This window comes from Roseibium sp. (genome assembly GCF_965233565.1).
GTDB lineage: Bacteria > Pseudomonadota > Alphaproteobacteria > Rhizobiales > Stappiaceae > Roseibium.
The window spans coordinates 5,187,287-5,212,665 of the sequence record NZ_OZ247494.1 but is presented as its reverse complement, the minus strand read 5'-3'; the positions used below and the strand labels follow the sequence as shown (position 1 = coordinate 5,212,665).

The 25,379-nt window shown below is 59.2% G+C and carries 23 protein-coding genes; 9 read left to right on the top strand and 14 right to left on the bottom strand.

All coding sequences use genetic code 11. The features are described 5' to 3' along the window. Window positions 1-38: 38 nt before the first annotated feature. The gene (locus ACO6TG_RS23715; protein WP_422375452.1) at window positions 39-1,514 is read right to left on the bottom strand and encodes a helicase HerA domain-containing protein; all 1,476 of its coding nucleotides are present in this window, start codon (window positions 1,512-1,514) and stop codon (window positions 39-41) included. A 395-nt stretch (window positions 1,515-1,909) separates the two neighbouring features. Between ACO6TG_RS23715 and ACO6TG_RS23710 the strand changes: the two genes are divergently transcribed. Then, the gene (locus ACO6TG_RS23710; protein ID WP_422375451.1) at window positions 1,910-2,725 is read left to right on the top strand and encodes a substrate-binding periplasmic protein; all 816 of its coding nucleotides are present in this window, start codon (window positions 1,910-1,912) and stop codon (window positions 2,723-2,725) included. Window positions 2,726-2,876: 151 nt separating this feature from the next. Beyond that, window positions 2,877-3,533, top strand: coding sequence for a cupin domain-containing protein (locus ACO6TG_RS23705; RefSeq protein WP_422375450.1), 657 nt, complete (start codon window positions 2,877-2,879; stop codon window positions 3,531-3,533). Window positions 3,534-3,543: 10 nt separating this feature from the next. On the opposite strand, the gene ACO6TG_RS23700 is transcribed toward ACO6TG_RS23705, so the two are convergent. The 3 genes from ACO6TG_RS23700 to ACO6TG_RS23690 all read right to left on the bottom strand — a co-directional run bounded on the left by ACO6TG_RS23700 (window position 3,544) and on the right by ACO6TG_RS23690 (window position 5,796). Continuing rightward, window positions 3,544-4,077 (bottom strand): DUF2867 domain-containing protein, encoded by a 534-nt coding sequence (locus tag ACO6TG_RS23700; protein ID WP_422375449.1) that lies wholly within the window; start codon window positions 4,075-4,077, stop codon window positions 3,544-3,546. 128 nt (window positions 4,078-4,205) lie between these two features. Beyond that, window positions 4,206-4,790, bottom strand: coding sequence for a nitroreductase family protein (locus ACO6TG_RS23695; RefSeq protein ID WP_422375448.1), 585 nt, complete (start codon window positions 4,788-4,790; stop codon window positions 4,206-4,208). An 88-nt stretch (window positions 4,791-4,878) separates the two neighbouring features. Next, a complete protein-coding gene (locus tag ACO6TG_RS23690) occupies window positions 4,879-5,796 on the bottom strand; it encodes a DMT family transporter (protein WP_422375447.1) in 918 nt (305 codons plus the stop codon). A gap of 79 nt (window positions 5,797-5,875) precedes the next feature. Here ACO6TG_RS23690 and ACO6TG_RS23685 point away from each other — a divergent pair, with 79 nt between their 5' ends. Then, window positions 5,876-6,829 carry a LysR family transcriptional regulator gene (locus tag ACO6TG_RS23685; protein ID WP_422375446.1) on the top strand — a complete coding sequence of 318 codons (954 nt, stop codon included), beginning with the start codon at window positions 5,876-5,878 and terminating at the stop codon, window positions 6,827-6,829. Between the two features lie 100 nt (window positions 6,830-6,929). Continuing rightward, a complete protein-coding gene (locus ACO6TG_RS23680) occupies window positions 6,930-8,285 on the top strand; it encodes an MFS transporter (protein ID WP_422375445.1) in 1,356 nt (451 codons plus the stop codon). Between the two features lie 45 nt (window positions 8,286-8,330). Here the strand turns inward: ACO6TG_RS23680 and ACO6TG_RS23675 are convergent, their stop codons facing one another. Further along, the gene (locus ACO6TG_RS23675; protein ID WP_422375444.1) at window positions 8,331-9,842 is read right to left on the bottom strand and encodes a malonate--CoA ligase; all 1,512 of its coding nucleotides are present in this window, start codon (window positions 9,840-9,842) and stop codon (window positions 8,331-8,333) included. Between the two features lie 223 nt (window positions 9,843-10,065). Here ACO6TG_RS23675 and trhA point away from each other — a divergent pair, with 223 nt between their 5' ends. Continuing rightward, window positions 10,066-10,719, top strand: a complete 654-nt coding sequence (trhA, locus tag ACO6TG_RS23670; protein WP_422375443.1) for a PAQR family membrane homeostasis protein TrhA — start codon at window positions 10,066-10,068, stop codon at window positions 10,717-10,719. Between the two features lie 10 nt (window positions 10,720-10,729). Here trhA and ACO6TG_RS23665 read toward each other — a convergent pair whose 3' ends face one another. After that, window positions 10,730-11,263 carry a hypothetical protein gene (locus ACO6TG_RS23665; protein ID WP_422375442.1) on the bottom strand — a complete coding sequence of 178 codons (534 nt, stop codon included), beginning with the start codon at window positions 11,261-11,263 and terminating at the stop codon, window positions 10,730-10,732. Between the two features lie 86 nt (window positions 11,264-11,349). Continuing rightward, complete coding sequence (locus ACO6TG_RS23660; RefSeq protein ID WP_422375441.1) at window positions 11,350-12,087, bottom strand: L,D-transpeptidase; 738 nt, start codon at window positions 12,085-12,087, stop codon at window positions 11,350-11,352. 160 nt (window positions 12,088-12,247) lie between these two features. Here ACO6TG_RS23660 and ACO6TG_RS23655 point away from each other — a divergent pair, with 160 nt between their 5' ends. Next, entirely contained in the window at window positions 12,248-13,312 is a 1,065-nt protein-coding gene (locus tag ACO6TG_RS23655; RefSeq protein ID WP_422375440.1) for a dipeptidase, read from the top strand. Window positions 13,313-13,689: 377 nt separating this feature from the next. Continuing rightward, entirely contained in the window at window positions 13,690-14,457 is a 768-nt protein-coding gene (locus tag ACO6TG_RS23650) for a GntR family transcriptional regulator (protein WP_422375439.1), read from the top strand. Between the two features lie 94 nt (window positions 14,458-14,551). On the opposite strand, the gene ACO6TG_RS23645 is transcribed toward ACO6TG_RS23650, so the two are convergent. Beyond that, window positions 14,552-15,415, bottom strand: a complete 864-nt coding sequence (locus ACO6TG_RS23645; RefSeq protein ID WP_422375438.1) for an AraC family transcriptional regulator — start codon at window positions 15,413-15,415, stop codon at window positions 14,552-14,554. Between the two features lie 193 nt (window positions 15,416-15,608). Between ACO6TG_RS23645 and ACO6TG_RS23640 the strand changes: the two genes are divergently transcribed. Further along, window positions 15,609-16,559 carry an SDR family oxidoreductase gene (locus ACO6TG_RS23640; protein ID WP_422375437.1) on the top strand — a complete coding sequence of 317 codons (951 nt, stop codon included), beginning with the start codon at window positions 15,609-15,611 and terminating at the stop codon, window positions 16,557-16,559. 179 nt (window positions 16,560-16,738) lie between these two features. Here ACO6TG_RS23640 and ACO6TG_RS23635 read toward each other — a convergent pair whose 3' ends face one another. From ACO6TG_RS23635 to ACO6TG_RS23615, 5 genes are all read right to left on the bottom strand, one after another. After that, window positions 16,739-18,364, bottom strand: a complete 1,626-nt coding sequence (locus ACO6TG_RS23635; protein ID WP_422375436.1) for an ABC transporter ATP-binding protein — start codon at window positions 18,362-18,364, stop codon at window positions 16,739-16,741. A gap of 9 nt (window positions 18,365-18,373) precedes the next feature. After that, window positions 18,374-19,498, bottom strand: coding sequence for an ABC transporter permease subunit (locus ACO6TG_RS23630; protein ID WP_422375435.1), 1,125 nt, complete (start codon window positions 19,496-19,498; stop codon window positions 18,374-18,376). Between the two features lie 13 nt (window positions 19,499-19,511). Further along, window positions 19,512-20,435: an oligopeptide ABC transporter permease OppB gene (oppB, locus tag ACO6TG_RS23625; protein WP_422375434.1), complete on the bottom strand. Its 924-nt coding sequence runs from the start codon at window positions 20,433-20,435 to the stop codon at window positions 19,512-19,514. Between the two features lie 91 nt (window positions 20,436-20,526). After that, window positions 20,527-22,113 carry a peptide ABC transporter substrate-binding protein gene (locus tag ACO6TG_RS23620; RefSeq protein ID WP_422375433.1) on the bottom strand — a complete coding sequence of 529 codons (1,587 nt, stop codon included), beginning with the start codon at window positions 22,111-22,113 and terminating at the stop codon, window positions 20,527-20,529. A 222-nt stretch (window positions 22,114-22,335) separates the two neighbouring features. After that, window positions 22,336-22,833, bottom strand: coding sequence for a BA14K family protein (locus tag ACO6TG_RS23615; protein WP_422375432.1), 498 nt, complete (start codon window positions 22,831-22,833; stop codon window positions 22,336-22,338). A gap of 202 nt (window positions 22,834-23,035) precedes the next feature. Here ACO6TG_RS23615 and ACO6TG_RS23610 point away from each other — a divergent pair, with 202 nt between their 5' ends. Continuing rightward, on the top strand, window positions 23,036-24,844 hold the full coding sequence (locus ACO6TG_RS23610) for an ATP-binding cassette domain-containing protein (protein WP_422375431.1): 1,809 nt from the start codon (window positions 23,036-23,038) through the stop codon (window positions 24,842-24,844). 4 nt (window positions 24,845-24,848) lie between these two features. Here ACO6TG_RS23610 and ACO6TG_RS23605 read toward each other — a convergent pair whose 3' ends face one another. Next, window positions 24,849-25,349 carry a GNAT family N-acetyltransferase gene (locus tag ACO6TG_RS23605; protein WP_422375430.1) on the bottom strand — a complete coding sequence of 167 codons (501 nt, stop codon included), beginning with the start codon at window positions 25,347-25,349 and terminating at the stop codon, window positions 24,849-24,851. Between the last annotated feature and the right edge of the window lie 30 nt (window positions 25,350-25,379).

Sequence of the window (25,379 nt, the reverse complement as noted above, 5' to 3'; positions counted from 1 at the left end):
TTCCCCGCGGTCTCGGCACCGAACGCCGTCTTCACCCGTCAGGCGGCGGCCTCGTCACCGGGTTCGGTCTGCCAACCGAGATCGGTCAGCGTTACGATGCGGTTGCCGCGCAGATCGGTGGCGCAGACGAGAAAGCCACGTTCTTCCATGTGACTGAGAAGCCAGCGCGCGCGTCCCGGAGACCGGGTGCCATAGGCTGTCGCGATTTCAAGATTTCCGGGACAGGGCGCCTTGGCGAGGGCGGCCTTGGCCAACAGCAGATAGACCCCTCGCATGTCTTCCGGCAGCTCGGAAGCGATCAGTTCCGCCTGGGCCCAGGCCCCGTCATCCATTTCGCCCTTGTCGACACCTGCACGGGCGACAGAGAGTTTTTCGCGGAATGTCTGCAGGTCCGGAGCACCGCCGGGCAATTTGGTGATCCGGCAGCGGACCTGAAAATCCTGGTAGAGCGAGGCAATGGGCTGAAAGGCCGCTTCTTCGTCTTCCAGGATACCGGCGATGATTTCTGAGATCTTTTCTTCCCGTTCGCCGAAATCGAGCAGGCTCTCGGGTTGCGGCGCCGCTTCTTCGCTGGCGCGTTCAGCGCTGGTCAGCTGGTCGAGGACCTCACCTGTCGAGGCGACCGGTTCGACGAAGCGCTGGCGCACCGGCTGCACCTCGTCGGCACCCGGCGTGAAAATCAGATCCTTGGCCTCTTCCTTGGGCTGCTCCGGCAGCGGCATCAGCTTGGGGCTGCCACCACGGCCCATGGTTTCCACCGGACCGATCTTGACCGGTACCGGCCGCCTGGACATGGCGGGTCCAAGCGCGATGAAGTGACCGCGATCGAGGTTCCGGAAAGCCTCCGCCTGTCGCCGTTCCATGCCGAGGAGATCCGCGGCACGGGCCATGTCGATGTCGAGAAAGGTTCGGCCCATCAGGAAGTTCGAGGCTTCGGCGGCGACGTTCTTGGCCAGTTTGGCGAGGCGCTGCGTGGCGATGACGCCGGCCAGGCCACGCTTGCGGCCACGGCACATCAGGTTGGTCATGGCGCCGAGAGAACGCCGCCGGGCTTCTTCCGTGACTTCTCCGGCGGCAGCCGGCGCAAACAGCTGGGCTTCGTCTACCACAACAATCATCGGGTACCAGAGATCCCGGTCCGCATCGAAAAGGCCGTCGAGGAACGTGGCTGCCGCCTTCATCTGGCGGTCGGCGTCGAGGCCTTCCAGGTTGAGCACCACCGAAACCCGGTGCTGCCGGACACGGCCCGCGATCATCTGCAGATCCTTTTCGGTCCCGACCGCATCCACGACCACATGACCGAACTTGTCGGCAAGCGAAACAAAGTCCCCTTCCGGATCGATGATGGCCTGCTGCACCCAATTGGCCGACTGTTCCAGAAGCCTCCGCAACAGATGCGATTTGCCAGATCCGGAATTGCCCTGCACCAGAAGCCGCGTCGCCAGCAGCTCCTCAAGGTCGAGCCCGGCCCGTTTGCCGCCCGTCATTTCCCCGATATCGATCTGAACCGTCATGCTTTTTACTTTGGTGCAGCTTCGGCAGCGCTGCGGACACCCCGTTTTCCGCGACTTCGTGCAGTGCGGTAGTCAGCACGATTCCGACCGGCTTGCAAAGCCGTCTTGCCTGGAAAGCGCAGTTTTCCCTGAATTCCACCGTTTGGACTTAAGCGTCACGGCATGCACGTCCCCTCTTCGCCACTTCTCACAAGCGTGTCAAGCCATTCCGGAAAAGCAGACGCTGTTCTGCAGTCCCATGCTTCCAGGCTGGCTGTAAACGGCAGAGGGTGCCTGCCCCTTCACGAGCCCCTCTTCCAAACTTAGCAAAAAACCAATTTTATTAGATTGCCTGAGTAAAAAATTAGTCTTTCGAAAGCACACTCAAGAAGGCAAACAATTCCCAGGCAAAGAAAATGCAATCTATACGCTATTTCATACTTTCGATTATATTCTGGATTGCTGCCTCACCTGTCAGTTTTGCACAAGACAGTTCGTGCACCGAACCGCTGAAAATTCGTTTTTCCGCAGACTACCTGCCATTCAGCCACCTGGAGAGCGACGGCTCACTCAGTGGAATTGACGTAGAGTTTATTGAATCACTGTTTCGAAAGATCGATTGTCCGGTCTCCTTTGTGGTCATGCCCTTCAAACGCGCGGTATTCGAACTGGCGAATGGCGACATCGACATGATGCCCTTTGCTTCGATCACCGAAGAACGAAAGGTATTTGCCTATTTCTCAACTCCCTACCGGAACGAAACCGTTGGCATGGTGTTCCGCAAGGAGGATGTTGGCAAATACCGGCTGACTTCGCTGGACGATGTGATCGATCAGGGGCTGGTGCTCGGACACGAACAATCGGCCTACCGGGGTGAGTTCTTCAAGGCCTTTCTGGAGAACCCGGCCTCGAAGCCGCATGTGTTCAACGTGGTTTCCGCCAGCGAGGGCATCAAGATGCTGAGCGCTGGCCGAATTGACGCGATGGTGGAAATGCCCGCCGCGACCCTGGCGATGGCCGCAAAAATGGGATTGCCCGACCGTTTTGCCGAACACCCGCTGCTGCTCTGGAGCGACCCGGTGCATTTCATGTACAGCAAGAAGTCGGTTTCGCCCGAACTGATCGCCAAGATCGACAACGCCCTGAAGGCGGCAGTCCAGGAGAAGGCCTATAAGACCCTTTATGGATCCATGGGCATGCATGTCATCGACCCGAAGGCCGCCCTGAACTGAGCTGGAACTCACGTCGGTTTCCCCCCCGGGAAAACAGATCAGGGTCTGCCGCTCGAATTGTGCCGCGCCGTGGTCGGCAATACGCTCCCTTTCAAAACCAGTTCTCCTGCCCCATCTCTATTGTCAGGGACATAGAAACGGGACCAAGGCCATGAAAATCCACGCAGACCTTGCTGAACGCGCCGTGGTCGACAGTGCGACGCTTGATTGGGTGCCCTCGCCCATGGCCGGTGTCGAGCGGCGCATGCTGGAGCGCGACGGGGAAGAAGTCGCCCGGGCGACTTCCCTGGTGAGATATGCCCCCGGCTCCGCCTTTTCCGCGCATACGCACGACATGGGTGAGGAATTTCTGGTGCTGGATGGGGTCTTTTCCGACGAAAGCGGCGATTTCCCGAAAGGCATGTATGTGCGCAACCCGCCGGGCTCGAGCCACGTCCCGTCAAGCGAACCCGGCGCCGTCATTCTGGTCAAGCTGCGCCAGATGCAGCCGGATGACGAGGCCTATGTGCGGGTGAACACGCTCGATCCGGCGGCCTGGCAGGCCGGGCGCCCCGGCGAAACCATCTTGCCGCTCCATATTCGTCCGGACGAAGAGGTCGTCATGCTCGACTGGCAGCGAGGCTCGCGTTTCGACGCCCAGGACTTTCCAGGCGGCGCTGAATATTTCGTCGTCGAAGGCAGCTTCGAGGATCAGGACGGACGGTATGACCAGGGCACCTGGCTGCGTCTGCCACCTTCGACCCGGCAACAGATCAGCACGTCACAAGGTGCCCGCGTCTGGCGCAAGACAGGCCACCTGGAAAGCTAGGGGCAGGACCTTACGCGGATGCCAGTCTGCTTGTGACCGCCTTGTCCAGAACCGAACGTGCAATCAGCTTGTGAAACGGCAGGATCAGGGCCAGATAGGCGTAGCCCGCCAGGTTGTGGCGCTTGCAGCAGGTGGCTGCAAAGACCCTCGGCGACCGGCCGGCGGTGCGCAGCACCGACAGGCGGAAGTCCTGGTGCCAATCGTCTTCCCCGAGGACGATCTCGTTGTCCGATACCGAATAGATCTTGAAGAATTCGACACGGTCACCGACCTGCCGTTCTTCCAGCGGCAACCCGCTCTGTTCCAGCGCAAGCCTGTCCGTTGTTTTCATGCCGACAAGCCCGGTCAGCCGGTCTCGAATTGCCAGCAAGGTTCGCATCCAGCTGATATCGGAGTTGAGAATGTGGTTGGCCAGTACTCTCATGTCGGCCTCCAGCAGGTCGGGCCTGCTGCGCAGCGAAACGGAATAGCAGTCGAGAAAATCGCCCTTCGAACGATAAGCGTTGAGGCGGCTTTCCGCGGGAAGTGTGTCGCTCTGGCTCATGGTCTGCTCCATCGGTCTGAGGCAACGGACCGACCATACCGGACCTGCGAGCGGAACGCCCTCGCGCGGATTGCCGCAGGAAAAACGGCGCCATGCGCCGTTTTTCGCTTTCCGGCCGGGTCGATGCCTCAGGCCCAGGCCCCGGCATGGGCAACTTCGTCCAGTGTCATCCGGCTGCTCGGGACTTCGCGGGCCTGAAGGCTTTCCGGCAGTTCGCTGACGTCGCCTCGTTTGCCGATGATGAACGCGATTTGCGGGTGGTAGCGTTCCGGCACACCCAGCCTTTCGTGGATCTCCTCCTTCAGAATGCCGGCGACGCCATGGGCGTGATAGCCAAGTCTGGTCGCCTGCAGGGCGGCATGGGTCCAGGCTGAACCGGCATCGAACGCATGATACCCGTTCGGCCGTCCCGGTTTGCCGTCCTTGCCGTCCACCTCGGTATCAGAGAACAGGTAGACGAGTGCTGAAGCGTGCTGGCCCCAGTCCCTGTTGAACGGGTTGAGCAGATCGACCAGCGTCTGCCAGTTCGCGTCGCCGCGCCGCGCATAGACAAAGCGCCAGGGCTGAATATTGAAGGCGGACGGTGCCCAGCGGGCCGCCTCCAGGATGGTTTTCAGATCGGCTTCCGGCATCTCGGAACGATCAAAGGCGCGGGGCGACCAGCGGTTGACAAACAACTCATCGACAGGGTGGTCAGGGGTACGGGCAGTCATGTCGTTTCTCCAAAATCCTTCCGGGCTTCTAGCCGCCCGGGCAAGACGGAGATAGGTGTTTTTTATCTTTATATCAAGATACTTTTTTTCAAGATAGTTCAGCGGCCACCATTTTTCGTCTTCCGCCGCTGATTGCGGGCGCGATCAGGATGGCAGCGAGTACCAGCAGGGCCGAGAACATTTCGCGTGCACCAAGCTCTTCTCCGAACACCCACCAGCCAATGACGAACATGGTTGGTAATTCGAAGCTGCCAGCCGCTGCCGAGCGGACAGGACCAACCTTTTGGCAAGCGACGGTGAAAACCAGCTGGGGAACAAGGGCCGTCAGCAGTCCCATGGCCAGAACCAGGCTCCACTCCGTGCCGGTGGCCGGCAGAAGTGACCCCTGCCCCTCCTGCAGCGCTAATGGCAACAGGCCGATGACCGATCCGAACAAACCGCAGGCCGTCCGCTCAAGCGAATTGAGCTGACTGGCCAGACCACTCAGGACGACCACCAGAAACCCGAAGGCGACCGGTGCCGGAAAGGCCCAGACCAGTGCCTCGAACACTTCTGGCGACAGGGACGACGGGTCCAGCAGCAAGGCTGCTGCAAGAATGACCAGACCTGCGGCGGCAAAGGAGCGCCAGCTCAGCGCCTGCCGAAGCAGCAGAAACGCAAAAAGGGCCGCAAAGACCGGGTAGGTCATGTAAACGACACCAGCGGCGGCAACCGGTGCCGTCACCAGCGCTTCCAGGTAGCCAATCAGGCTGAGACTGAAGACAACACCCGCGCCGATCAGCAACAGCGCTCCCCCGCGTTTCGACTTTTCCAGAGGCAGAAAAGGCAAGAGCAACAGTGCGGAAAAACCATAGCGATAAAGCGCAATAGTGGCGGGCCCCGCCCCGAGCCCCTGGAGTTCACGCACAAACAGCGGCACGAGGCCGAAGCAAATGGCGGAACCGGCAATGGCAAGCGTTGCGCTTGCACTGCCGAGGCGAAACTGGGGCAGCTGAAACAGGGTCATAACCCGTTGGTACAAAGAAAAAGAAAGAAAATAAAATTCCTAGTTTTCATCTTCTTCATGAAATGATTTCATATACCTCATGATCCCGCGCCTTACCATCAATCATCTGACTCTCCTCTCCACGCTGGCCGATACCGGCAGCATGACGGCTGCCGCCGCGCGTCTCGGCGTCACCCAGTCCGCCGCGTCTCACCGCCTGCGGGAAGCAGAACGCAGGCTCGGTGTCCGGCTCGCACAGCGAACGGAAAGCGGGATCTCGCTGACGGCTGAAGGCGAACGGCTGAAACATCTCGGGGATGCCTTTCTCGCGGACCTGTTCCGCCTCGAACAGGACCTGGAAGCGTCCGCGAGGGACGCCAAGACGCTTGTCCGGCTTGGTCAGGCCACCTACAGCCGCTACCACTGGTTCCCGGCTTTTCTTGACTATCTTGAAACGGCAGATCCCGGCCTGACCGTCGACCTGTCCGGCCGTGCCACCTCTCGTCCGCTGGCCAGCCTTCTCGACGGTTCGGCGGATGTCTCCCTGGTGTTCGGCCGCGAACCGGCCTTGTCGCAGTTTCGCTCCGTCAAGCTCGGCACGGACCCGATAGTTGCGGTGCTGTCAAAGACGCATCCACTGGCAGCAGAACCGGTCGTCAACAGTATCAATATGGGCGATGAACGTTTTTTCGTTTATCCGCTGACCGCCGAACCCGGTTTTGACTGGACAACGCTCCTGGGAACACCGACCAAACCGTTCCGCAAACTCACGCCGATGCCGACACCGGAAGCGGTAATTGATCTTGTCCGCGCCAGTTTCGGTGTCGCCATCTTCAGCAAATGGGCGATCGAGCCGGAACTGGCGGATGGCACCCTCGTTTGCCGGCCAATCGATGTGGACGGTGTTTCCATGGACTGGTGGTGCGTGCGCCGGGCGTCCGACCCGGATGACAGCCCGGCCGCCCGTCTTGCCAGCGCCCTGGCCAACTGGAGCCGCGAGACGGACCGGGCCCTGTCGACGCTGGCCTTTGGCGCTGGATCTCAGGGAAGTTGAGCAAAACGGTGCCCCTTCCGCTTCTCAGAAATCATCTATGGCCCACCTTCAATCTGGCCTAAGCTGCCGGCAGGGATCTGAGTTCGTGGGGGAGACACACATGGCGGGACTGTCTGACAAGGAACGCAAACGCGGACTTGTTCTGGCCATGGGCGGTCTTGGCGGCCTTGTCATGCTGGACGAAACGATTCTCGGCGTGTCTCTCCCAGCCATTCGAACAGAACTCGGAATATCACCGACCACCGCCCACTGGATCATCAATTCCTACATGCTCGCCTTCACCTGTTTCGCCGCCATTGGCGGCAAGGCGATCGATCTTTTTGGCTTGCGTCCGGCCCTGATCGTCAGCTGCGTGATTTTTGCTCTCGCCAGTCTGCTGGCCGGGTTCGCGGATGGTGTTGCCATGCTGATCACCATGCGGGTCGTCCAGGGCCTGTGCGCCGCCATCATGTTCCCGATGACGCTGGCAGCCGCGACCCTGACCTTTGACGAGAACGAACGTGGACGGGCCATCGGCATTCTGGCCGGTATGGCCACGATTTTCCTGGCGGCCGGACCACTGCTTGGCGGCATCCTCACCGACTTCCTGTCCTGGCGATGGGTGTTCTGGATCAACATTCCGATCGTCATTGCCGGTAGCGCACTTGCCTGTATTCTCTGGCGCAACCCGGAGGTGCCGCGGCCGAAGCCTGTCATCGACCGTATCGGTCTAGTCTTGCTGCTGATCGGGCTCACCGGTCTGATTTTCGGCCTGATGGAAGGACCCGATTTCGGCTGGACGAAACCGGCGATCATCGGAAGCCTTGTCGCCGGTGTGATCGGAGTGGCCGTATTCATCTCTTATGAAGCCCGCCAGGCGAAACCGCTGATCGATGTCCGCTTGTTTCGGCTGAAGCCCTTTCATGCCAGCGCCCTGGTTATTCTGCTGACCCAGATGAGCAAGATCACGGTTGCGATCTTCGTTCCGCATTTCCTGCAGCTGGATATGAAATACACGGCACTTTGGGCCGGTATCGCAACGGTGATTGCGGTCTTTCCGTTTCCGTTTGTGGCCTCGCCCGCGGGCAAATTTGCCGACAAGCACGGTTCCCGCAATCCGGTTCTCATCTCGCTCGCCGTCCTGGGGACCGTCAATATCGCGATCGGCGGCCTGATGCTTTTGGAAAACTATTGGGCTCTTGCCCCGGCCCTCCTGATCTGGGGCGTGGCCCTGCCCTTTGCGATGATCCCGACGGGCCGCATCACGGCAAACGCTGTTCCCAAGGACAAACAGGGCGAAGTCAGCGGACTGGTCATCACCGCAAGGCTGGTCGGCGGAACCTTGGGGGTCACCATGGGCAGCGTGCTTCTGGCCATGGGCGAAGGTTTCAGCCTCATCTTCTGGGTGATGGGTGCGATGATACTCGCATGCTGCGCCTATGGCGCCACCGCCTTTGACAAGGATGCGCCAGCTTGAGACCAGTTGTGGGTGGTCTCCACGACGCGCCTTTCCGCTCTGCAGTCAGGCAAAATCGCTTTCATACTGGTCCCGGAGCGCATTTTTCTGGATCTTGCCCATGGCATTGCGTGGAAGTGCTTCCAGGACGTGAACCTTTTTCGGCTGCTTGAACCTGGCGAGCGTTCCACCCAATGCGGTCAGAATGGCGTCCTGGTCGAGGCTTGCCCCGTTCTTGGGCGCCAAGACGGCAACCACCGCCTCACCGAAATCAGGATGCGGCACACCGATCACTGCGCTTTCGGCAACGCCCGGCAGTTCATCCAGCAGAGCCTCGACCTCGGCCGGATAGACATTGAAACCGCCGGAGATGATCAGATCCTTCGACCGGCCGACAATGGACACATAACCGTCCTCGTCCAGCCGTCCCATATCGCCAGTGATGAAATAACCGTCGGCCCGGAACTCCTGTGCGGTTTTCTCCGGCATGCGCCAATAGCCCTGAAAGACGTTTGGCCCCTTGACCTCCATGATGCCGACATCACCAGCCGGCAATTCCCGGCCGGTTTTCTGGTCAACGATGCGCAGCCCGACACCGGGCAAAGGGAAGCCGACGGTGCCCGGGCGCCGCTCGCCGTCATAGGGGTTTGACGTGTTCATGTTGGTTTCGGTCATGCCGTAGCGCTCCAGGATGGCATGTCCGGTGCGAGCCGAGAACTCCTTGTGAACTTCAGCGGAAAGGGGCGCTGATCCTGAAATGAACACCCGCATGTGGCCGACAAGATCTTTCGTGAACAGGTCCGAACCGAGAAGGCGCGTGTAGAAGGTCGGCACGCCCATCATGGCCGTTGCCTTCGGCAGCATTGCCAGGACCTGATCCAGATCGAATTTCGGCAGGAATTGCATGGCACCGCCGGCCATCATCAGGCAGTTGGTCGCAACAAACAAACCGTGCGTGTGAAAGATCGGCAGGGCGTGCAGTAGAACGTCATCCTCGGTAAAGCGCCAGACCTTGACCATCGTTGCGGAGTTGGACGCCAGATTATCGTGGCTGAGCATCGCCCCTTTGGATCGACCCGTCGTGCCCGAGGTATAGAGGATGGCCGCAAGATCATCGTCTTGCCGGGGCCTGTTGTCGAAGTCGGTCGGCATTTCGTCTGCCAGTTGCCGGAGGCTGCCCTCGCCGCCCGCATCAAGGGTCTGTAGTTTAGCGCCCGCCTTTTGCGCCGTTCCCGCCAGCGCATCCGCCTTTGCCGGGTCGCAGACGAAGACAGCCGGCTCTGCATCTCCGACAAAGTAAGCGATCTCTGATGGTGTATAGGCCGTGTTCAACGGCAGAAAGACACCGCCGGCGCGGATCGTGCCCAGATAGATCATCAACGCTTCCGGGGTCTTTTCCACCTGCACCGCCACCCGATCGCCGGGTTTCACGCCAAGCTTGAGCAGGGCTCCGGCATATTGCGCCGAACGGGCAAACATGTCGCGATAACTCAGGGTTACACCGCCCGCCAGTTCCAGAAAGGTCTTGTCCCTGTCGGGAATGAAGGCGGTCAGGGCGTCAAAAAGATGATTGCTCATGATTGAATATCCGGACTGGCAGGCAGGAGATGCTTAAATTTAAAGCAAGTCTCTGGAATTTGAGCAAGTGCCGCAACGGCAATCAAACGCCATTACACTTTCCTAAACCTTTGCCTTCATGCTGAGACATGGCCGTGTATTGCTTTGCCCAAATTCGACCACGCTCGGTTGAAACTTTGCCCCTCAGGCTTCGACCAGCGCAGCAGACACGCAAGGATCACTCATGTCGACCAACAGACCGCTGACTTTCGCTGAATTTGTTGCAGATGGCGCCATTCACGTCATCGGCATTTGCCTGGGTCTGACGGCAACCATCGTTCTGGCAGTGACCCTGTGGGACACGGGTGACGCGGCCCGACAGGTCACCGTGATGATCTATGCGGCCTGCCTGATGGCCATGCTGATCTGTTCCGCGCTGTACAACATGTTTGCCCGCGACTACAAAACCGGGATCTTGCGCCGTCTCGACCATGCGGCGATCTTCCTGTTGATCGCAGGCACCTACACACCACTGGCCGCCATGATCATCGGTGGCTGGACCGGAGGCATTCTGCTTGCGGTTGTGTGGACCGGCGCACTGACCGGGGCCATCGTCAAGTTGCTGCATCTGCAGGGCCTGGAAAAACTGACTGTCCCGATCTATCTCGGTCTCGGCTGGATTGTCGTGTTCGCAGTCAATCCGCTGATCGAAAATGCTTCCACCTTCGGTTTCTACATGATCCTGGCCGGCGGTCTGCTCTATACGGTCGGCACGGTGTTCTATGCCTGGAAACGCCTTCCCTTCCAGAATGCCATCTGGCACGCCTTTGTGCTGGCGGCAGCTGTCTGCCACTTCACGGCCGTCTTCCACGACGTCGCCCTGGCTCACAGCCTTTAAAACTGTAACCTTAACTGGTGGGGCTTTTCACGCCGGCAAGTTGTTCTTCCGTTTCCGGCGGCACGCCGGTGCTGTCGGCAAATCGCGACAGCATGTTGAACCAGGACATCAGGAAAATCGCGCGCGTCGCATGATTGTAGTCACCGTAATGCGCCACAAGATCGGCGACGGATTGTGGCGACAATTCTGTTTTCAGGGCCAGTTCGTCGCACATTTCGCAAAGTCGCCGATGCCAGGGGTCGAGCCCGTCCAGAGATTGCGAGAGAACCGCCTCCACCAGTCCGTCCGGGAAAGAATAGACCGCCTTGTGGAAGCCGATTTCGTAGGGTGAACCGTTCGTATAAGCCGTGCGGAACAGCATGATTTCCCGATCCAGTGCCGGGAACCAGTCTTCCTTGAAGAGTGCGGAAACGCTTTGGTAGATTTCCGGTGCAATGCCGGTTCGCGCCAACATGCGCACCATGTTGAGATCCGGCAGATCCTTGATGAACGCACGTGTGCGTGCGTCCAGTTCGTCGTCTTCCGGCACCGGTATTCTGGACATGGAATTCTCCCTTTTGCCGCACACGTAAAGATGTGCCCTTGCAACTCAACCAGTGTGAGCAGCAAGGGTGCAAAAAGGCAATGCCATCAGGCTTCCGCATTCGGATCCTTTTGAAGGACCACGACCTTGGTTCTGAGCGGAACCCGGTTAAAGAGATCGATCACATCCTGCTGCCACATGCGAATACAGCCGGAGGAGACGCTTTTGCCGATGGAATTCGGCTGATTGGTCCCGTGAATGCGGTAGAGCGTGTCTGTCGCTCCCTGCCACAAATCCATGGCCCGCGCGCCGAGCGGGTTACGCAGCCCCGGGGGAAATCCCTTTTCCCAGTAGCGTTCAAGAGAGGGCTTGCGCGCAATCATCTCCCGTGGAGGGCGCCAGATCGGATGCGGACGCTTGACCCGGATCAGCGCTTCACCGGACCAGGCAAAGCCGGCACGACCGACGCCAATGCCATACCGCAGTGCCTTGCCGCCACCGAGCGTCCAATAGAGGAAGTTATTGTAGGGGTCGACGATAACGGTACCGGGACGTTCGCGGGTCTTGTAGTCCACCACCTGACGCCAGTACTTCTGGTCGAATTTCTTGTAGTTGATGGCCGGCCAGGTGAAATCGCCATCCGGCAACGCAGCATAGGCGGCGGCATAGTCAAATTCTTCATCCGGCAATGCCGGCTGATCCGGCAGGCCCACCAGGTCGGCCGTCTGACAACCAGCCAGGGTCAATGCTCCAAGAGCGAGCCCGCCGGTCAGGAAACCGCGGCGGCTGGGCAATCGGCTCTCGAACTCGGCGTCAGTTTCGGTCTGCGGTTGGCTACGCGTCATGGCATCTCTCGTGGGACCTGCGAAAATTCAGGCTTCTTCTTGAGCCAGCTTTCCAACAGTTTCAAGTCACATTATCTATGGCGCCTTACATTCTCCCGACGAGTGTCTAAATTACCAGACACCTCCGGCTCCGACGCCACCCAGTTTTCAAGGCCCATCCGTGACAGACACTGCAATCAAATCTCCCTTTCCCATTTTCGACGGCCACAACGACACGCTCCTGAAGCTCGAGATCGAGGCCATGAAAGGCCGGGACATCAGTTTCTTCGATCGCCTGGACAGCGGTCACATCGACAAGGTCCGGGCCGACGAAGCCGGATTTGCCGGCGGCTTGTTCGCAATGTTCGTGCCTTCGAAGCCCGACCAGGATTTTTCCAAGCCTTTTGACCCCAAGGATCCGTCGAACTATGAGCCGGTGGCCCAGACAGAAGCTCTTGATTTTACCAACCGGCTGATCGAACGCGCCGAGCGGATCGAAGCGGCTTCAGAGGGAAGCGTTGTCATCTGCCGGACGGCTGAAGAAAACCGCATGGCGATCGAAGCTGGTCAGATGGCTGTCAGCCTCCATATCGAGGGGGCCGAAGCCATCGACACGAGTTTTTATGCCCTTGAAGACCTTTACCGCCGCGGTCTCAGGTCGCTCGGTCCGGTCTGGAGCCGCGAGAATGCCTTTGGCTACGGCGTGCCGATGGCTCATCCCGCCTCGCCCGATATCGGCCCGGGTCTGACAGGCGCCGGCCGCGACCTTGTACGGGCATGTAATCAGCTCGGCATCCTCATCGACGTCTCGCACCTGAATGAAAAAGGCTTTTGGGACGTGGCCCGGATCACGGACCGGCCGATTGTCGCGAGTCACTCCAATGTGCATGCGATCTGCGCCAGCAGCCGTAACCTGACCGACAAGCAGCTCGATGCCATCAAGGAAAGCGGCGGTCTTGTGGGCATCAACTTTCATATCGCGTTTCTGCGGCCGGACGGAGGCTATGGCCGCGACATGCCCCTCTCCGTCATTGCGGATCATGCCGCTTATCTCATTGACCGCCTGGGAGAGGATTGCGTTGCGCTCGGGTCTGATTTCGACGGCTGCATGCTGCCGAGGGATCTCGGCGATGTCACCGGGTTGGGCCGCCTGATGGAAACGCTCGACGCGCGCGGTTTCTCTCAGGACGTTCTGGAGAAGATCGCTTTTCGGAACTGGATTTCCGCTCTTGAACAAGCTGCCTGATAGTTAACCAGCTCATTTTTATCCCTGCATTCGCAGCTCCTCGCGAACTTGTTACCAAGGCCCACAAGTTAGCGATTGCATTTGCACAATGACGGCGGAACAATGCATTTATTGTTATTTTTCGCAGTCGTCCAAATACACAAACCGGCCTGTAACAGCCTGTTCTCACGCCCCCGCGGTTGCGGTCGGGACACCAGTCAGACAAGTGCAGAGATCGGCAAGGCGGCTGAAGAGAGTTGGCACGCCCCATCGACCGGTCCTTCGCAAACGCGTATGATCGGTTACCGAGGAGAACAAGACTGCAGCCGGCGAAGCCGCCGGCTGCAGTCTTGATGTGCGTTGCCAATCGATCGCGATGCCATTGGGGGGGCAACGACGTGAACGCAACAGCTGCTGCGGAGGGCAGGAAGAACCCGGGCGCTGCGCGCGCAGGCAAGCGCGCCAGAAAGTCCGAGTCTGTCTACCAGGATCTGAAACGCCAGATCCTGACGGGCGAAATGACGTCCGAAAGCCCCATCACCGAACAGGCCCTTGCCCAGGACTATGGTTGTTCCCAAAGCACCATCCGCGAAGCGCTGATGTCGCTGCAGGAATATGGCCTTGTTGTGCGTCGTGGTTATCAGGGAACGTTCGTCACTGACCCGAGCCTGACCGAAGCCAAACTGATGCTGAAGTTGCGTCTGGACATTGAAGCAACGGGCGCTGCGCAAGCAGTGAAACTGATCAGCCGGTCGCAACTGGACGAGCTTTACGAGCTCGATCGGCAGTTTGAAGAATGCCGCGCCCGGAAAGACGTGTTTGGCTGCGCGGAAATCGATCGCGCCTTGCACCTGAGATTGTTTCGAATCGCGCAGATGCCTGTGCTCGAACCGATGCTGCTGCGCACCTTCATGATCCTCCAGCAGGTCATGCTGTCAAAGCCTCGGCCGGAAACCTCATGGGGCCGGCCCAATGTAACGCCGCATACCGAGATTTTCGACGCGCTCGCGTCACAAGACACCGATACCAGCCTGCGGGCGCTGCGCTCTCACATCCTGTCGAGCGCCGTGCTTCTGGCGCCGCATTATTACGGCACAGACATTGGCCAGCTGCAGGGACAGGTCGAGACGCCGCCGGCGCAGTCGGCTGGCCTTGCCGGACACTGACGCCTCGTTTCAGATGTAAGGACCCGGTTGAACGCTGCCGGTTTTCCGCAACGCAAATGCGTCCGATCGCCAGGCAGGTAGAGCTTGTCGTCTGTCAGGTCATTTCCGTGGAAGCTTGCTGGGTGTCGCTCCATTGCCTTGGAGACGCCCCGTACATGCGCTTGAATTCGCGGCTGAACTGTGAGGGGCTGACATAGCCCACGCCACTCGCCGCCTCGCTCACGCTCATGCCTCCCGCGATCATCATCGCAGCGTTGTTCAAGCGCATCGACTTTACGAACTGGATTGGCGACATCGACGTGGTTTGCTTGAACTTGCGATGAAAGGCGGCGCGGCTCATGCCCGAACGTGCTGCCAGGTCATCGATCGAGACCGGTTTGTCCAGATTGGACGACACATGCTGAATGGATCTTGCAATCGCATTGCCAGCACCAAAGGCTTGCCTGGCGAAAACACCCGCTTCACCTTTCAAGAGCGCATAATAGAGTTCGCGCAGTCGCGCATTTCCGAGGATCGCGGTGTCGATACGGTTGTCTCCCAACCGCAGCAGACGGAACAAAGCGTCGGAGAATGCCTCGTCCCAATGCGCGAACCGAACCCCCTGCACGGGCGGTGCCCCTTTGGCCATCGGCACGCTGTCACCCGCGTCTTCCATGTCGATGATCATTTCCGTCATGACGCGCGGATCCAACGCAACATAAACGCCATAAAGAGGTGCTTCCGGTGATGCAGCAGGTGTTCCTGCCTGGACCGGCATAGACATGGGGCAGCACAGGTAGCGGCTGTTGTCATAGACAAATCTTTCGCCATCCAGAACAGCCTCTTTTGTTCCGCTGACGATGGCTATGACGCTGGGTTCGTAGACAGCCGGCGCGCATGGAAGGGGAGCGGTGGCCCGGAAAAGCCTGACACCGTTCACGCCGGTCTCCGTCAGGCCATCTTTTCGGGCTCGGTCCATGAGAATCTGCAAGATCTGTGTTTTGCTCATGAGTGGAGTTTAAGTCCGGCCAGCTATCGAAACAAACTGATTGATACGATCAGGCAAGTATTTGCAACGAATGCATCTGTTTTTGACCCTCTGTGAGAGTTATTTGCCATCGCATTGAAACCCGATGCGCATCGCAGCCGCCAGGTCAGAAACGAGCAAGAGCATGAAAGACACCCAATTTGGCCCCCAGGGCTGGACCCCGGAACGCCTGGGCTCACTTACCGGAAAGACTTACGTCATCACTGGCGCCAATGCAGGCGCAGGTTTCCAGGCCGCGCGCATTCTCCTGTCCAAGGGTGCTGACGTGGTGATGCTCAACCGGAGCGAAGAGAAGTCGACCAACGCTATCGATCAGCTGAGGGGAGAGTTTGGCAGAAGCGTTCCGGTGAATTTCGTCCGCATGGATCTCGCTGATCTTGCAAGCGTTCGCGATGGCGCAGCAGAGCTTTTAACGCGCGTTCCAAGGATTGACGCGCTGATCTGCAACGCGGCGATTGCTCAGGTCCCAGCACGCAAGCTTACCAGGGACGGGTTTGAGAGCCAGCTTGGAACGAACCACTACGGCCATTTCCTCCTAAGTGGTTTGCTGTTTGACCGCATCAACGACTGCAAAGGCAGGATCGTTGTCGTTGCCAGCCTCGGCTACAAGATGGGGCTTCGGACCATCCGGTTCGACGACATGAACTGGAACGAAGGGTATCGCGCCAATCCTGCCTACAGCCAAAGCAAGCTGGCGCAGATGATGTTTGCCTACGAACTGCAGGACCGGATCGCGCGCACAAAGAAGTCCGTGACAGTCCATGTCTGCCATCCTGGTGCGTCCGCAACCTCACTCATCAAGACCAGTGGAAGCCTTGCCACCAGGGTCATGTTCAGCCTCATGTCGCTTACACCGATCGTGCAATCCGCCGAAAAAGGCGCCTATCCGGAAGTCATGTGCGCAACACAAGATGGCCTGACCCAGCGGGCTCTTTATGGCCCAACGGGTGCCATGGAATGGGTTGGTCCGGTCGGGCAAGGCACATTGGAACCCTATGCCCATGACAAGGACGTGATGAGCAGGCTATGGGACAGATCAGAGACAGCGACGGAGTTCAGTTGGCCTCTCGGATAGACGGCAAAAGCCCCGCCTTGCGATCCGTCTTTGGAATACACCGAAGAGGAGGAGGATACTCTTGGCCGGTGCGCGGCTTAATGTCCGTTTCACCAAGATGGCGCTCTAAAAACAGGAACGTCCCGGTGCCTCCTGGCCACCGGGACGAGACCGATTGTCCTTGGCCTGCGGGACACCCGTCAGGCACTTTCCATCATTTGCTGCTGGGTCAGCATGGCCGCACCGATCAGCTCCTTGGTGTAGTCGCATTTGGGCGCTTCGAAGATCGCGTCTGCAGACCCTGCCTCCACGACCTTGCCCCGCTGCATCACCATCACGGTGTCAGACAACGCCCGAACGACCGCCAGGTCATGCGAGATGAACAGGTAGGTCAGGTCATGCGCTTTTTGCAGATCGCGCAAGAGTTCAACCACCTGCTTCTGGATCGTGCGGTCAAGCGCGGAAGTCGGCTCGTCAAGGACGACCAGTTCCGGTTTCAGCACCATGGTCCGTGCGATAGCAATGCGCTGGCGCTGGCCGCCTGAAAACTCGTGCGGATAGCGGTTACGCATGATGGGGTCGAGCGACACTTCCTCCAGAGCCTGGCAGGCACGCAGATCCCGGTCCTTCGCCGAAAGCAACGGCTCATGTACCAGGAGCCCTTCGGAGATGATCTGCCCGACGGTCATGCGCGGGCTCAGCGACCCGAACGGATCCTGGAAGATCAGCTGCATATCCTTGCGCAGCGCCCGCATGGCATTGCGGTCCTTGCCGGAGATCTGCTGCCCCTGGAAGACTACCCGGCCACCGGCCGGAAGCAGGTTCAGGACCGCCCGCCCGAGGGTCGACTTTCCGGACCCGCTTTCTCCCACGATGCCAAGTGTCTGCCCCTTGCGCAGTGAGAAGCTGATATCGTCGACGGCGCGCAGAATGTGCTTCGGTTTGAGGAAGCCGCTGTCGAGTTCGAACTCGACCTCGACCTTCTGCGCTTCGAGCAGAACCGGGGAACTCTCGGGGACCGGCGGTTTGTGCCCGGTCGGCTCAGCATCCAGCAGCATCTTGGTATAGGGATGTTCCGGCTGCGTGAAGATCTGCTTGGTTTCGCCGCTCTCCACCACTTCGCCGGTCTTCATCACGTAGACACGGTCTGCGATCCGCCGGACGATGCCAAGATCATGGGTGATGAAGATCACCGCCATGCCGAGCCGCTTCTGCAGATCCGCGAGCAGGTCCAGGATCTGGGCCTGTGTGGTGACATCCAGTGCGGTCGTCGGTTCGTCGGCGATCAGGACGTCCGGATCATTGGCAAGGGCCATGGCGATCATGACGCGCTGGCGTTGGCCACCCGACATCTCGTACGGATAGGCTTTGATCTTGCGCTCCGGCTCGGGAATGTTGACGAGCTTGAGCAGATCCAGCGCCTTGGCCTTGGCCGCCTTCCAGGACAATCCGCCATGGACAACCATCGGCTCAGCCAGCTGACGGCCGATGGTATAGAGCGGGTCGAGCGAGGTCATCGGCTCCTGGAAGATCATGGTGATCTTCTTGCCGCGGACCTTGTTCAGCTGACTGATCGGCAGGCCGAGGATGTTGCGACCTTCATAGGTCACCTCCCCCTGGGTGCGTCCGTTGGAGGCCAGGAGCCCCATGGCCGCCATCATGGTCTGGCTTTTTCCGGAGCCACTCTCGCCAACAATTGCGACGGTTTCTCCGGCATCGACGTGGATATCCACGCCGCGGACCGCATTGACCGTTCCGGTCGCTGTCTCGAAGTCGACGATCAGATCCTTGATGGAGAGGACCGCTTTTTTGCTGTCTTGTGTCATGGTCACCTCCTATCGGTCTTTCGGATCCAGAGCGTCACGCAGTCCGTCGCCGATGAAGTTCAGCGCGAACAGCGTCGATGTCAGGAAGATCGACGGGAAAATCAGCATCCAGGCGGCGCCCTGAAGGTTCCTGGCGCCTTCCGAGATCAGCACGCCCCAGCTGGTCATAGGTTCCTGAATGCCGAGGCCCAGGAAGGACAGGAAGCTTTCCAGGAGAATGACCTTGGGCACCAGGAGGGTCATGTAGACCACCACGGGACCGAGCGTGTTCGGAATGATGTGCCGGCGAACGATGCCGCCATCGGCAACACCCATGGCTTCGGCCGCCTGAACATATTCCTGGCGCTTGATGGACAGTGTCTGGCCGCGGACGATACGGGCCATATCGAGCCATTCGACCGCGCCGACCGCAATGAACATCAAGATGAAGTTCCGGCCGAAAAACACCACCAGCATAATCACGAAGAAGATGAAGGGAAGTGAATAGAGCACGTCAACGACACGCATCATCATCTGATCGACCCGGCCGCCGAGATAGCCGGACGTTGCGCCGTAGAGCACGCCGATGGATATCGCGACAACGGTTGCCAGCAGGCCGATGGTCAGGGACACGCGGCCGGCAATGAAGGTCCGGGTCATCATGTCCCGGCCGTTGGCGTCGGTGCCGAAATAGAAGTGTATGTAGTTGATGTCGGCCCGCAGCGTCGCCTGTTTCTTGTCTGCCGAAAAATCACTGATCTCGGCATTCTTGAACAGATCACTGCGGTCGATATAGCGCGTGGTGCGCGGGTCGATTTCCCTCTTGGAGCTGATCTGTGCAACTACCTGATCGCCGTCCCGCTCAAAGCTATCCAGCGTCACACGGGCGCGTTTTACCGCCGTCGCGAAGCCGGGTTCGACCTGCTCTGCACGGGGATAGGCCTGCAAGCTTGCCGGCACCTTCACATAGTCACGGTAGACGGTGTCGAAATGATGCGGTGACAGCATCGGGCCAAATACCGAAAGCAAGGTGATCGCCAGCAGAACGATCATGGAGGCGACGGCTGCGCGGTTGGCCAGCAGCCGGTCGCGGGCATCGTCCCAAAGCGAACGTCCCTTGGCGGGCGCTTCGTTTGTGGAAAGGGTCATGGTCATGGTTCAGCCCTCCTCAATCGTAGCGCACGCGCGGATCGAGCAACGCATAGAGCAGATCCACCACGAGGTTGAACAGGATAACAAAACAGGCGACCACGACCACGGTGCCCATCACGAGCGTATAATCGCGGTTGAGGGCTCCTTGCACGAAATAGCGGCCGATGCCGGGAATGCCAAAGATCGTCTCGATGACGACCGAGCCGGTCAGAAGCGCTGCTGCCGCCGGGCCCAGATAGGACACGACAGGCAGGATTGCGCCCCTTAGCGCATGCACCACGATGATCATGTAGGAGGTCAGACCGTAGGCCCGGGCTGTGCGTACGTGATTGGAGCGCAACGCTTCGATCATCGACCCACGGGTCAGTCGGGCCACCACCGCGATCTGCGGCAATGCCAGAGTGACGACAGGCAGGATCACGTTGACAAAGGCACCACCGTTCCAGCCGCCCACCGGCAACCAGCCCAGCCAGACCCCCAGGATCAGTGTCAGGATCGGTGCGACGACGAAATTCGGAATGGTCACGCCAAGCGTTGCAGCGGCCATGACCGTGTAGTCTGCCGGACGGTTCTGGCGCAACGCTGCGGCAATGCCGAGGATGCCCCCGACCACCAGCGCCAAGCACAACGCGGACAAGCCAAGCTGGATCGAAATCGGCAAGGACTGGGCGAACAGCTCGTTAATCGAGAAATCGCGGAAATAGAAACTCGGTCCGAAATCCAGCTGCGCGATGCTCTTCAGATAGAGCAGGTACTGGTTCCAGAGCGGTTCATCCAGGTGATAAATCTTATTCAGATTTTCCATGACCTTGGCTTCGAGAGGCCGTTCCAAATCGAACGGGCCGCCCGGAGCAATCCGGATCAGGAAGAAGGAAATCGTGACAATTAGAAAGAGGGTCGGGATTGCGCCGAGCAATCGACCGAGCACATAGCGGTGCATAGGCTTTGCCCCTGTTGTTCAAACGGTGGTCTTTTGTCGCCACCTTGCAGAAACCGGCAGGGAAATCCCTGCCGGCTCTGTGGTTTGAAGGTTACTCGGAGATGCTCATCCAACGGGTCGGATGGATATTGAGGAGGTTGTCCTCAAATCCGGAGACCTTGTCGGAGACCAGGTTCATGGAGCCGTAGTACATCAGCGGGATGAACGGCAGGTCACGCATGAACATCTCTTCGGCCTTTTTCAGGATGTCAGCGCGCTTTTCCAGATCGACCGTCGCAGCAGCTTCGTCCATGAGCGCGTCATATTCCGGGTTCTCGTAACGAGCGTAGTTGAAGCCGGTGTTGTCGCTCTCGACCATGAACAGGAAGTTCTGCGGGTCGGAGTAGTCGCCGATCCAGCCGGCGCGGGCAACGTCAAAGTCCTGACGGTCACGCAGCATGGCATAGTGGGTCTTGGTGTCGGTGTTGAGCATCGACACTTCAACGCCGAGCGGAGCCCACATGTCGGCAATCGCAACAGCCGTGTTCTTGTGGTTTTCCGAGGTGTTGTAGTTGATGGTCAATTTGACCGGATTGTCCGGACCGTAGCCGGCCTTCTCCAGCAGTTCCATCGCTTTTTCTTCGCGATCGATCTGGGACATGTCCTTGTAGTCTGCGAAAGCGGACTCGCCGTAGTTGCCGATTCCCGGCGGCACGAAGGAGTAGCCTGCGACCATGGTGGACGCCCAGATCTCGTCAGCGAGGAACTCGCGGTCGATCGACATGGAAAGCGCCTGGCGCACGTCCGGGTTGGACAGAGCCTCGTCTTCATGGTTCAGAGCGTAATAATAGGTGCCGAGATACGGTGCCACGCGGAACTGGTCGCCCAGGTTTTCACGCATGAACGCGACCTGCTCGGTCGGCGCGTCGTTGTTGGTGTGCAGCTCACCAGCCTGGAACCGGCGCATGGCAGCACCGCGGTCTTCAGTCGGATAGAAGAACACAGTGTCGATCTTGACGTTGTCCGCATCATGGAAATGCGGGTTCTTGGTTGCCTTGACATGCGCGTTCGGGATGAACTCGGCCAGGGTGTAGGCACCATTGGTGACGATGTTTTCCGGCTTCACAAAATCGGTGCCATGGGCATCAACGGTTGCCGGATGAACCGGCAGGCCGGTCTGGTGCGCCAGCAGGTCGATGAAATACGGGGTCGGCTGCTCGAGGGTGATCTCAAGCGTCTTGTCATTGACTGCCTTGACGCCGAGATCTTCCGGCTTCAGTTCGCCTTTGTTGATTTTTTCGGCGTTCTTGATCGGATAGAGAACGGTTGCGTATTTCGCACCTGTGTCCGGCGTCATGATGCGGCGCAGGGAATATTCGAAATCACCGGCAACAACCGGATCGCCATTGGACCACTTGGCGTCGTCGCGCAGGGTGAAAGTGTAGACGGTACCGTCATCGGAAACGGACCAGTCGGTTGCCACACCCGGGATCACCTTACCGTCGGCGCTGTAGGACACCAGGCCTTCGTAAAGATCGCGCAGGATATGCGCCTCATAGGTTGTGGAGGTCTTGTGCTGGTCCAGGGTTTCCGGATCAGCCGTGTTGCCGCGGTGGTAAACCACCTCGGCCATTGCCGTAAGAGATGTGGCAGCCATCAAGGCAGCCGCCAACGCTGTCACACGCATGGACTTGAACATATCGCTCTCCCCTCTGGGTTTATAGTTGAAGCAAATGGAACGATGGGGCACAAGATTCCACGCTCTTTGCGCGCAATCAAGCATCCCCCAACGGCACATTTCGACTTTGGTCGCAAAAAGGCGATGTTTTTGCGGAATTCTGACAAGGAGAGGAAATTTTTTCCGCAGTTTTACTGTTTGGTCAAACAGGTTGACCGCCAGACGCGCAATTTTGTTTCAAAGTCAGCGGCAAAAGCGATATTTTCCGCTATAGGCCAGATAGGTCCCCGTATTGGGGTTGAATGACTTGAATTTCCGCGAGCAATAGGCGACCCATTGCGGCGTGAATGGCGCCAATCCGGTCTTGGTATAGGGAACACGCTGCGGTTGTCCGCGGTAATGGCGCGGCGGGTTGACATAGACACGCGACCGGTAGGGATAGGCCCGCATGTCGTAGGGATGATAATGATAGGGAGCGCCGTAGGGACGGTAGGGCGGACCATAAAGACCAGGCCCGAAAAAGAACGCGCCTCGATAGCCCCGATAGCCATAGCGATACCCGCCTGTGCCGAAAGCAATGCCGACACCGCCGCCGCCAATATAGATCCCATCCGCATGCGCGGTGCCGGTTGTCGTTTCCAGCGCCAGGACCCCGGCTGCAGAAACAGCCAGAGCAAGACAGATATTCCGCGTTCCGCGCGCCAATCCGCGCATGAGGGGACTGACGTTCCAGACAGACATTCAGCTTTCTCCCGGCAGCCCCGTGGCTGCGCTCTCGTGGTCAGCCCTGTCCACTTGTTGGACATCATAGCCGATTTAGGTGCGGAAATCTCGGATCGGCCGATCAAAAATGTCAGAGCGTCTTTCCGTTTCGCTTGCGCGGCTCTCGCCCGCCCAGTAAACCGGGCGCCGATCACAAACCAAGCACCCGTTCAAAAGATACATGGCCCCGCCTCTTCTAACGCTTCGCGACGTTCACCTGACCTTCGGCGGCACTCCGCTTTTGACCGGCGCTGACCTCTCCGTCTCCGAGGGCGACAGGCTGTGCCTGGTCGGCCGCAACGGCTCGGGCAAATCGACCCTTCTAAAGATTGCCGCCGGCATGGTGGACATGGACAAGGGCGAGCGGTTCTTCCAGCCGGGCCGGACTGTCCGCTACCTGCCACAGGACCCCGATCTATCCGCCTACACCTCGGTGCTCGACTATGTGAACGAAGGCCTGACGGAGGGCGACGATCCCTATCGCGGCGCCTACCTGCTGGAGGTCCTCGGCCTGACCGGCAAGGAAGACCCCAATTCCCTGTCCGGAGGAGAGGCACGCCGGGCGGCGCTTGCCAGAACACTTGCGCCCGAACCCGATATTCTGCTGCTGGACGAGCCGACCAACCACCTGGACCTGCCGGCCATCGAATGGCTGGAAGACGAACTGAAAAGCCTGAAATCGGCCCTCGTGCTGATTTCTCACGACCGCCGGTTCCTGGAAAATCTATCCCGCGCCACAATCTGGATCGACCGAGGCACGGCCCGGCGCATGGACAAGGGTTTTGCCCATTTCGAGGCCTGGCGGGACGAGGTGTTCGAACAGGAAGAGATCGACCAGCAAAAGCTTGCACAGAAGATCAAGCGCGAAGAACACTGGATGACCTACGGTGTCACCGCACGTCGCAAACGCAACATGCGACGCGTGCGGGAGCTCGCCGATCTTCGCAAGCAGAAGCGTGAGCATCGCGGCCCGCAGGGCACCGCGAAGCTGAGTGCAACGGAAGCGGAAGTCTCCGGCAAACTGGTGATCGAGGCCAAGGGCATTTCCAAGACCTATGGTGAGCGCACCATCGTGAAGGAGTTTTCCAGCCGGATTCAGCGCGGTGACCGAATCGGATTTGTAGGCCCCAATGGCGCCGGAAAAACCACACTTTTGAAAATGCTCACCGGCGAGCTGGCACCGGACACCGGCTCCACCCGGCTTGGCACCAATCTGGAAATGGTGACGCTTGACCAGAAGCGTGAAAATCTCGACCTCAATGACAGCCTGTCTTCCGTCCTGACCGGCGGTCGCGGCGACATGGTCGTGATCGGCGACGAGACCAAGCACGTGATGTCCTACATGAAGGACTTCTTGTTTTCGCCGGAACAGGCCCGCACCCCGGTGCATGCGCTCTCTGGCGGTGAACGGGCCCGCGCCATGCTGGCCAGGGCGCTCGCCAACAAATCCAATCTGATGGTGCTCGACGAACCGACCAACGACCTGGATCTGGAAACCCTCGACCTGCTGCAGGAGCTTCTGGCCGACTACCCCGGCACGGCCCTGATCGTCTCTCACGACCGTGATTTTCTCGACCGCGTCGCAACTTCCGTGATCGTCTCGGAAGGCAAGGGCCTCTGGCGCGAATATGCCGGCGGCTATAGCGACATGCTGGCGCAGCGCGGTGAAGGCGTCACGGCCCGAAAGGCCGAAAAACAGGTAACGGCAAAGAAGGAAAAGGCCGCAACGTCAAACGGTTCGGCCACCAAGCCGCAGCAAAAGTCGAAACTCAGCTTCACGCAGCAGCATCTTCTGAAGACGTTACCGGACACGATCGAGTCACTTGAAGCGCAGCTTGAAGCGCTTCAGGGCGAGATGAACGACCCGAACCTCTTTGCCAGGAACCCGGACAAGTTTGCCAGGATCTCCCAGCAAATCACTGACCTGACAGCAGAAAAGGATGCTGCGGAGGAACAGTGGCTGGAGCTGGAGATGCTGAGCGAGGCTTAACTGATCAGCGCAGGTCCTTGTAAAACACGGTCGTCGCATCCAGCGTACCGTGGCTGCCATAGGCATAGTCCGGAATGATGCCGACTTTCTCGTAGCCGCAGGTCGGGTAAAGGGTTTCGGCGCGGTCGCCAGTGACGGTGTCGAGCACCAGAAGCCAGCGGTCCAGGGACAATGCCAGGCCGTCAATCGCGGCCATCAGTTTGCGGGCGAGCCCTTTTCGGCGGTGGTTCGGGTGCACCATCAGCTTGGCGACCTCCGCCCGATGACGACCATTGTCCTGTGGTGCAAGTGCCAGCATAACGACACCTGCGATGTCGACGCCGTCACGCGCAATCATGAGAAATGCCTCCCCCGCTTCCAGTGACGGCAGCCTGCTCTGCCAGAACGCCTCCGCCTCCTCCTGAGACATGGGCAGAACAAAGCCGATGCCCGCTCCATCTTCCACGCAGGCCGTCAGCAGAGCGCCGAGTTGAGGCACCAAGGTTTCGGCGTCCTCCGGTGTCATCAGCTTAATCGGTGCCTCAGGCTGAAAGGT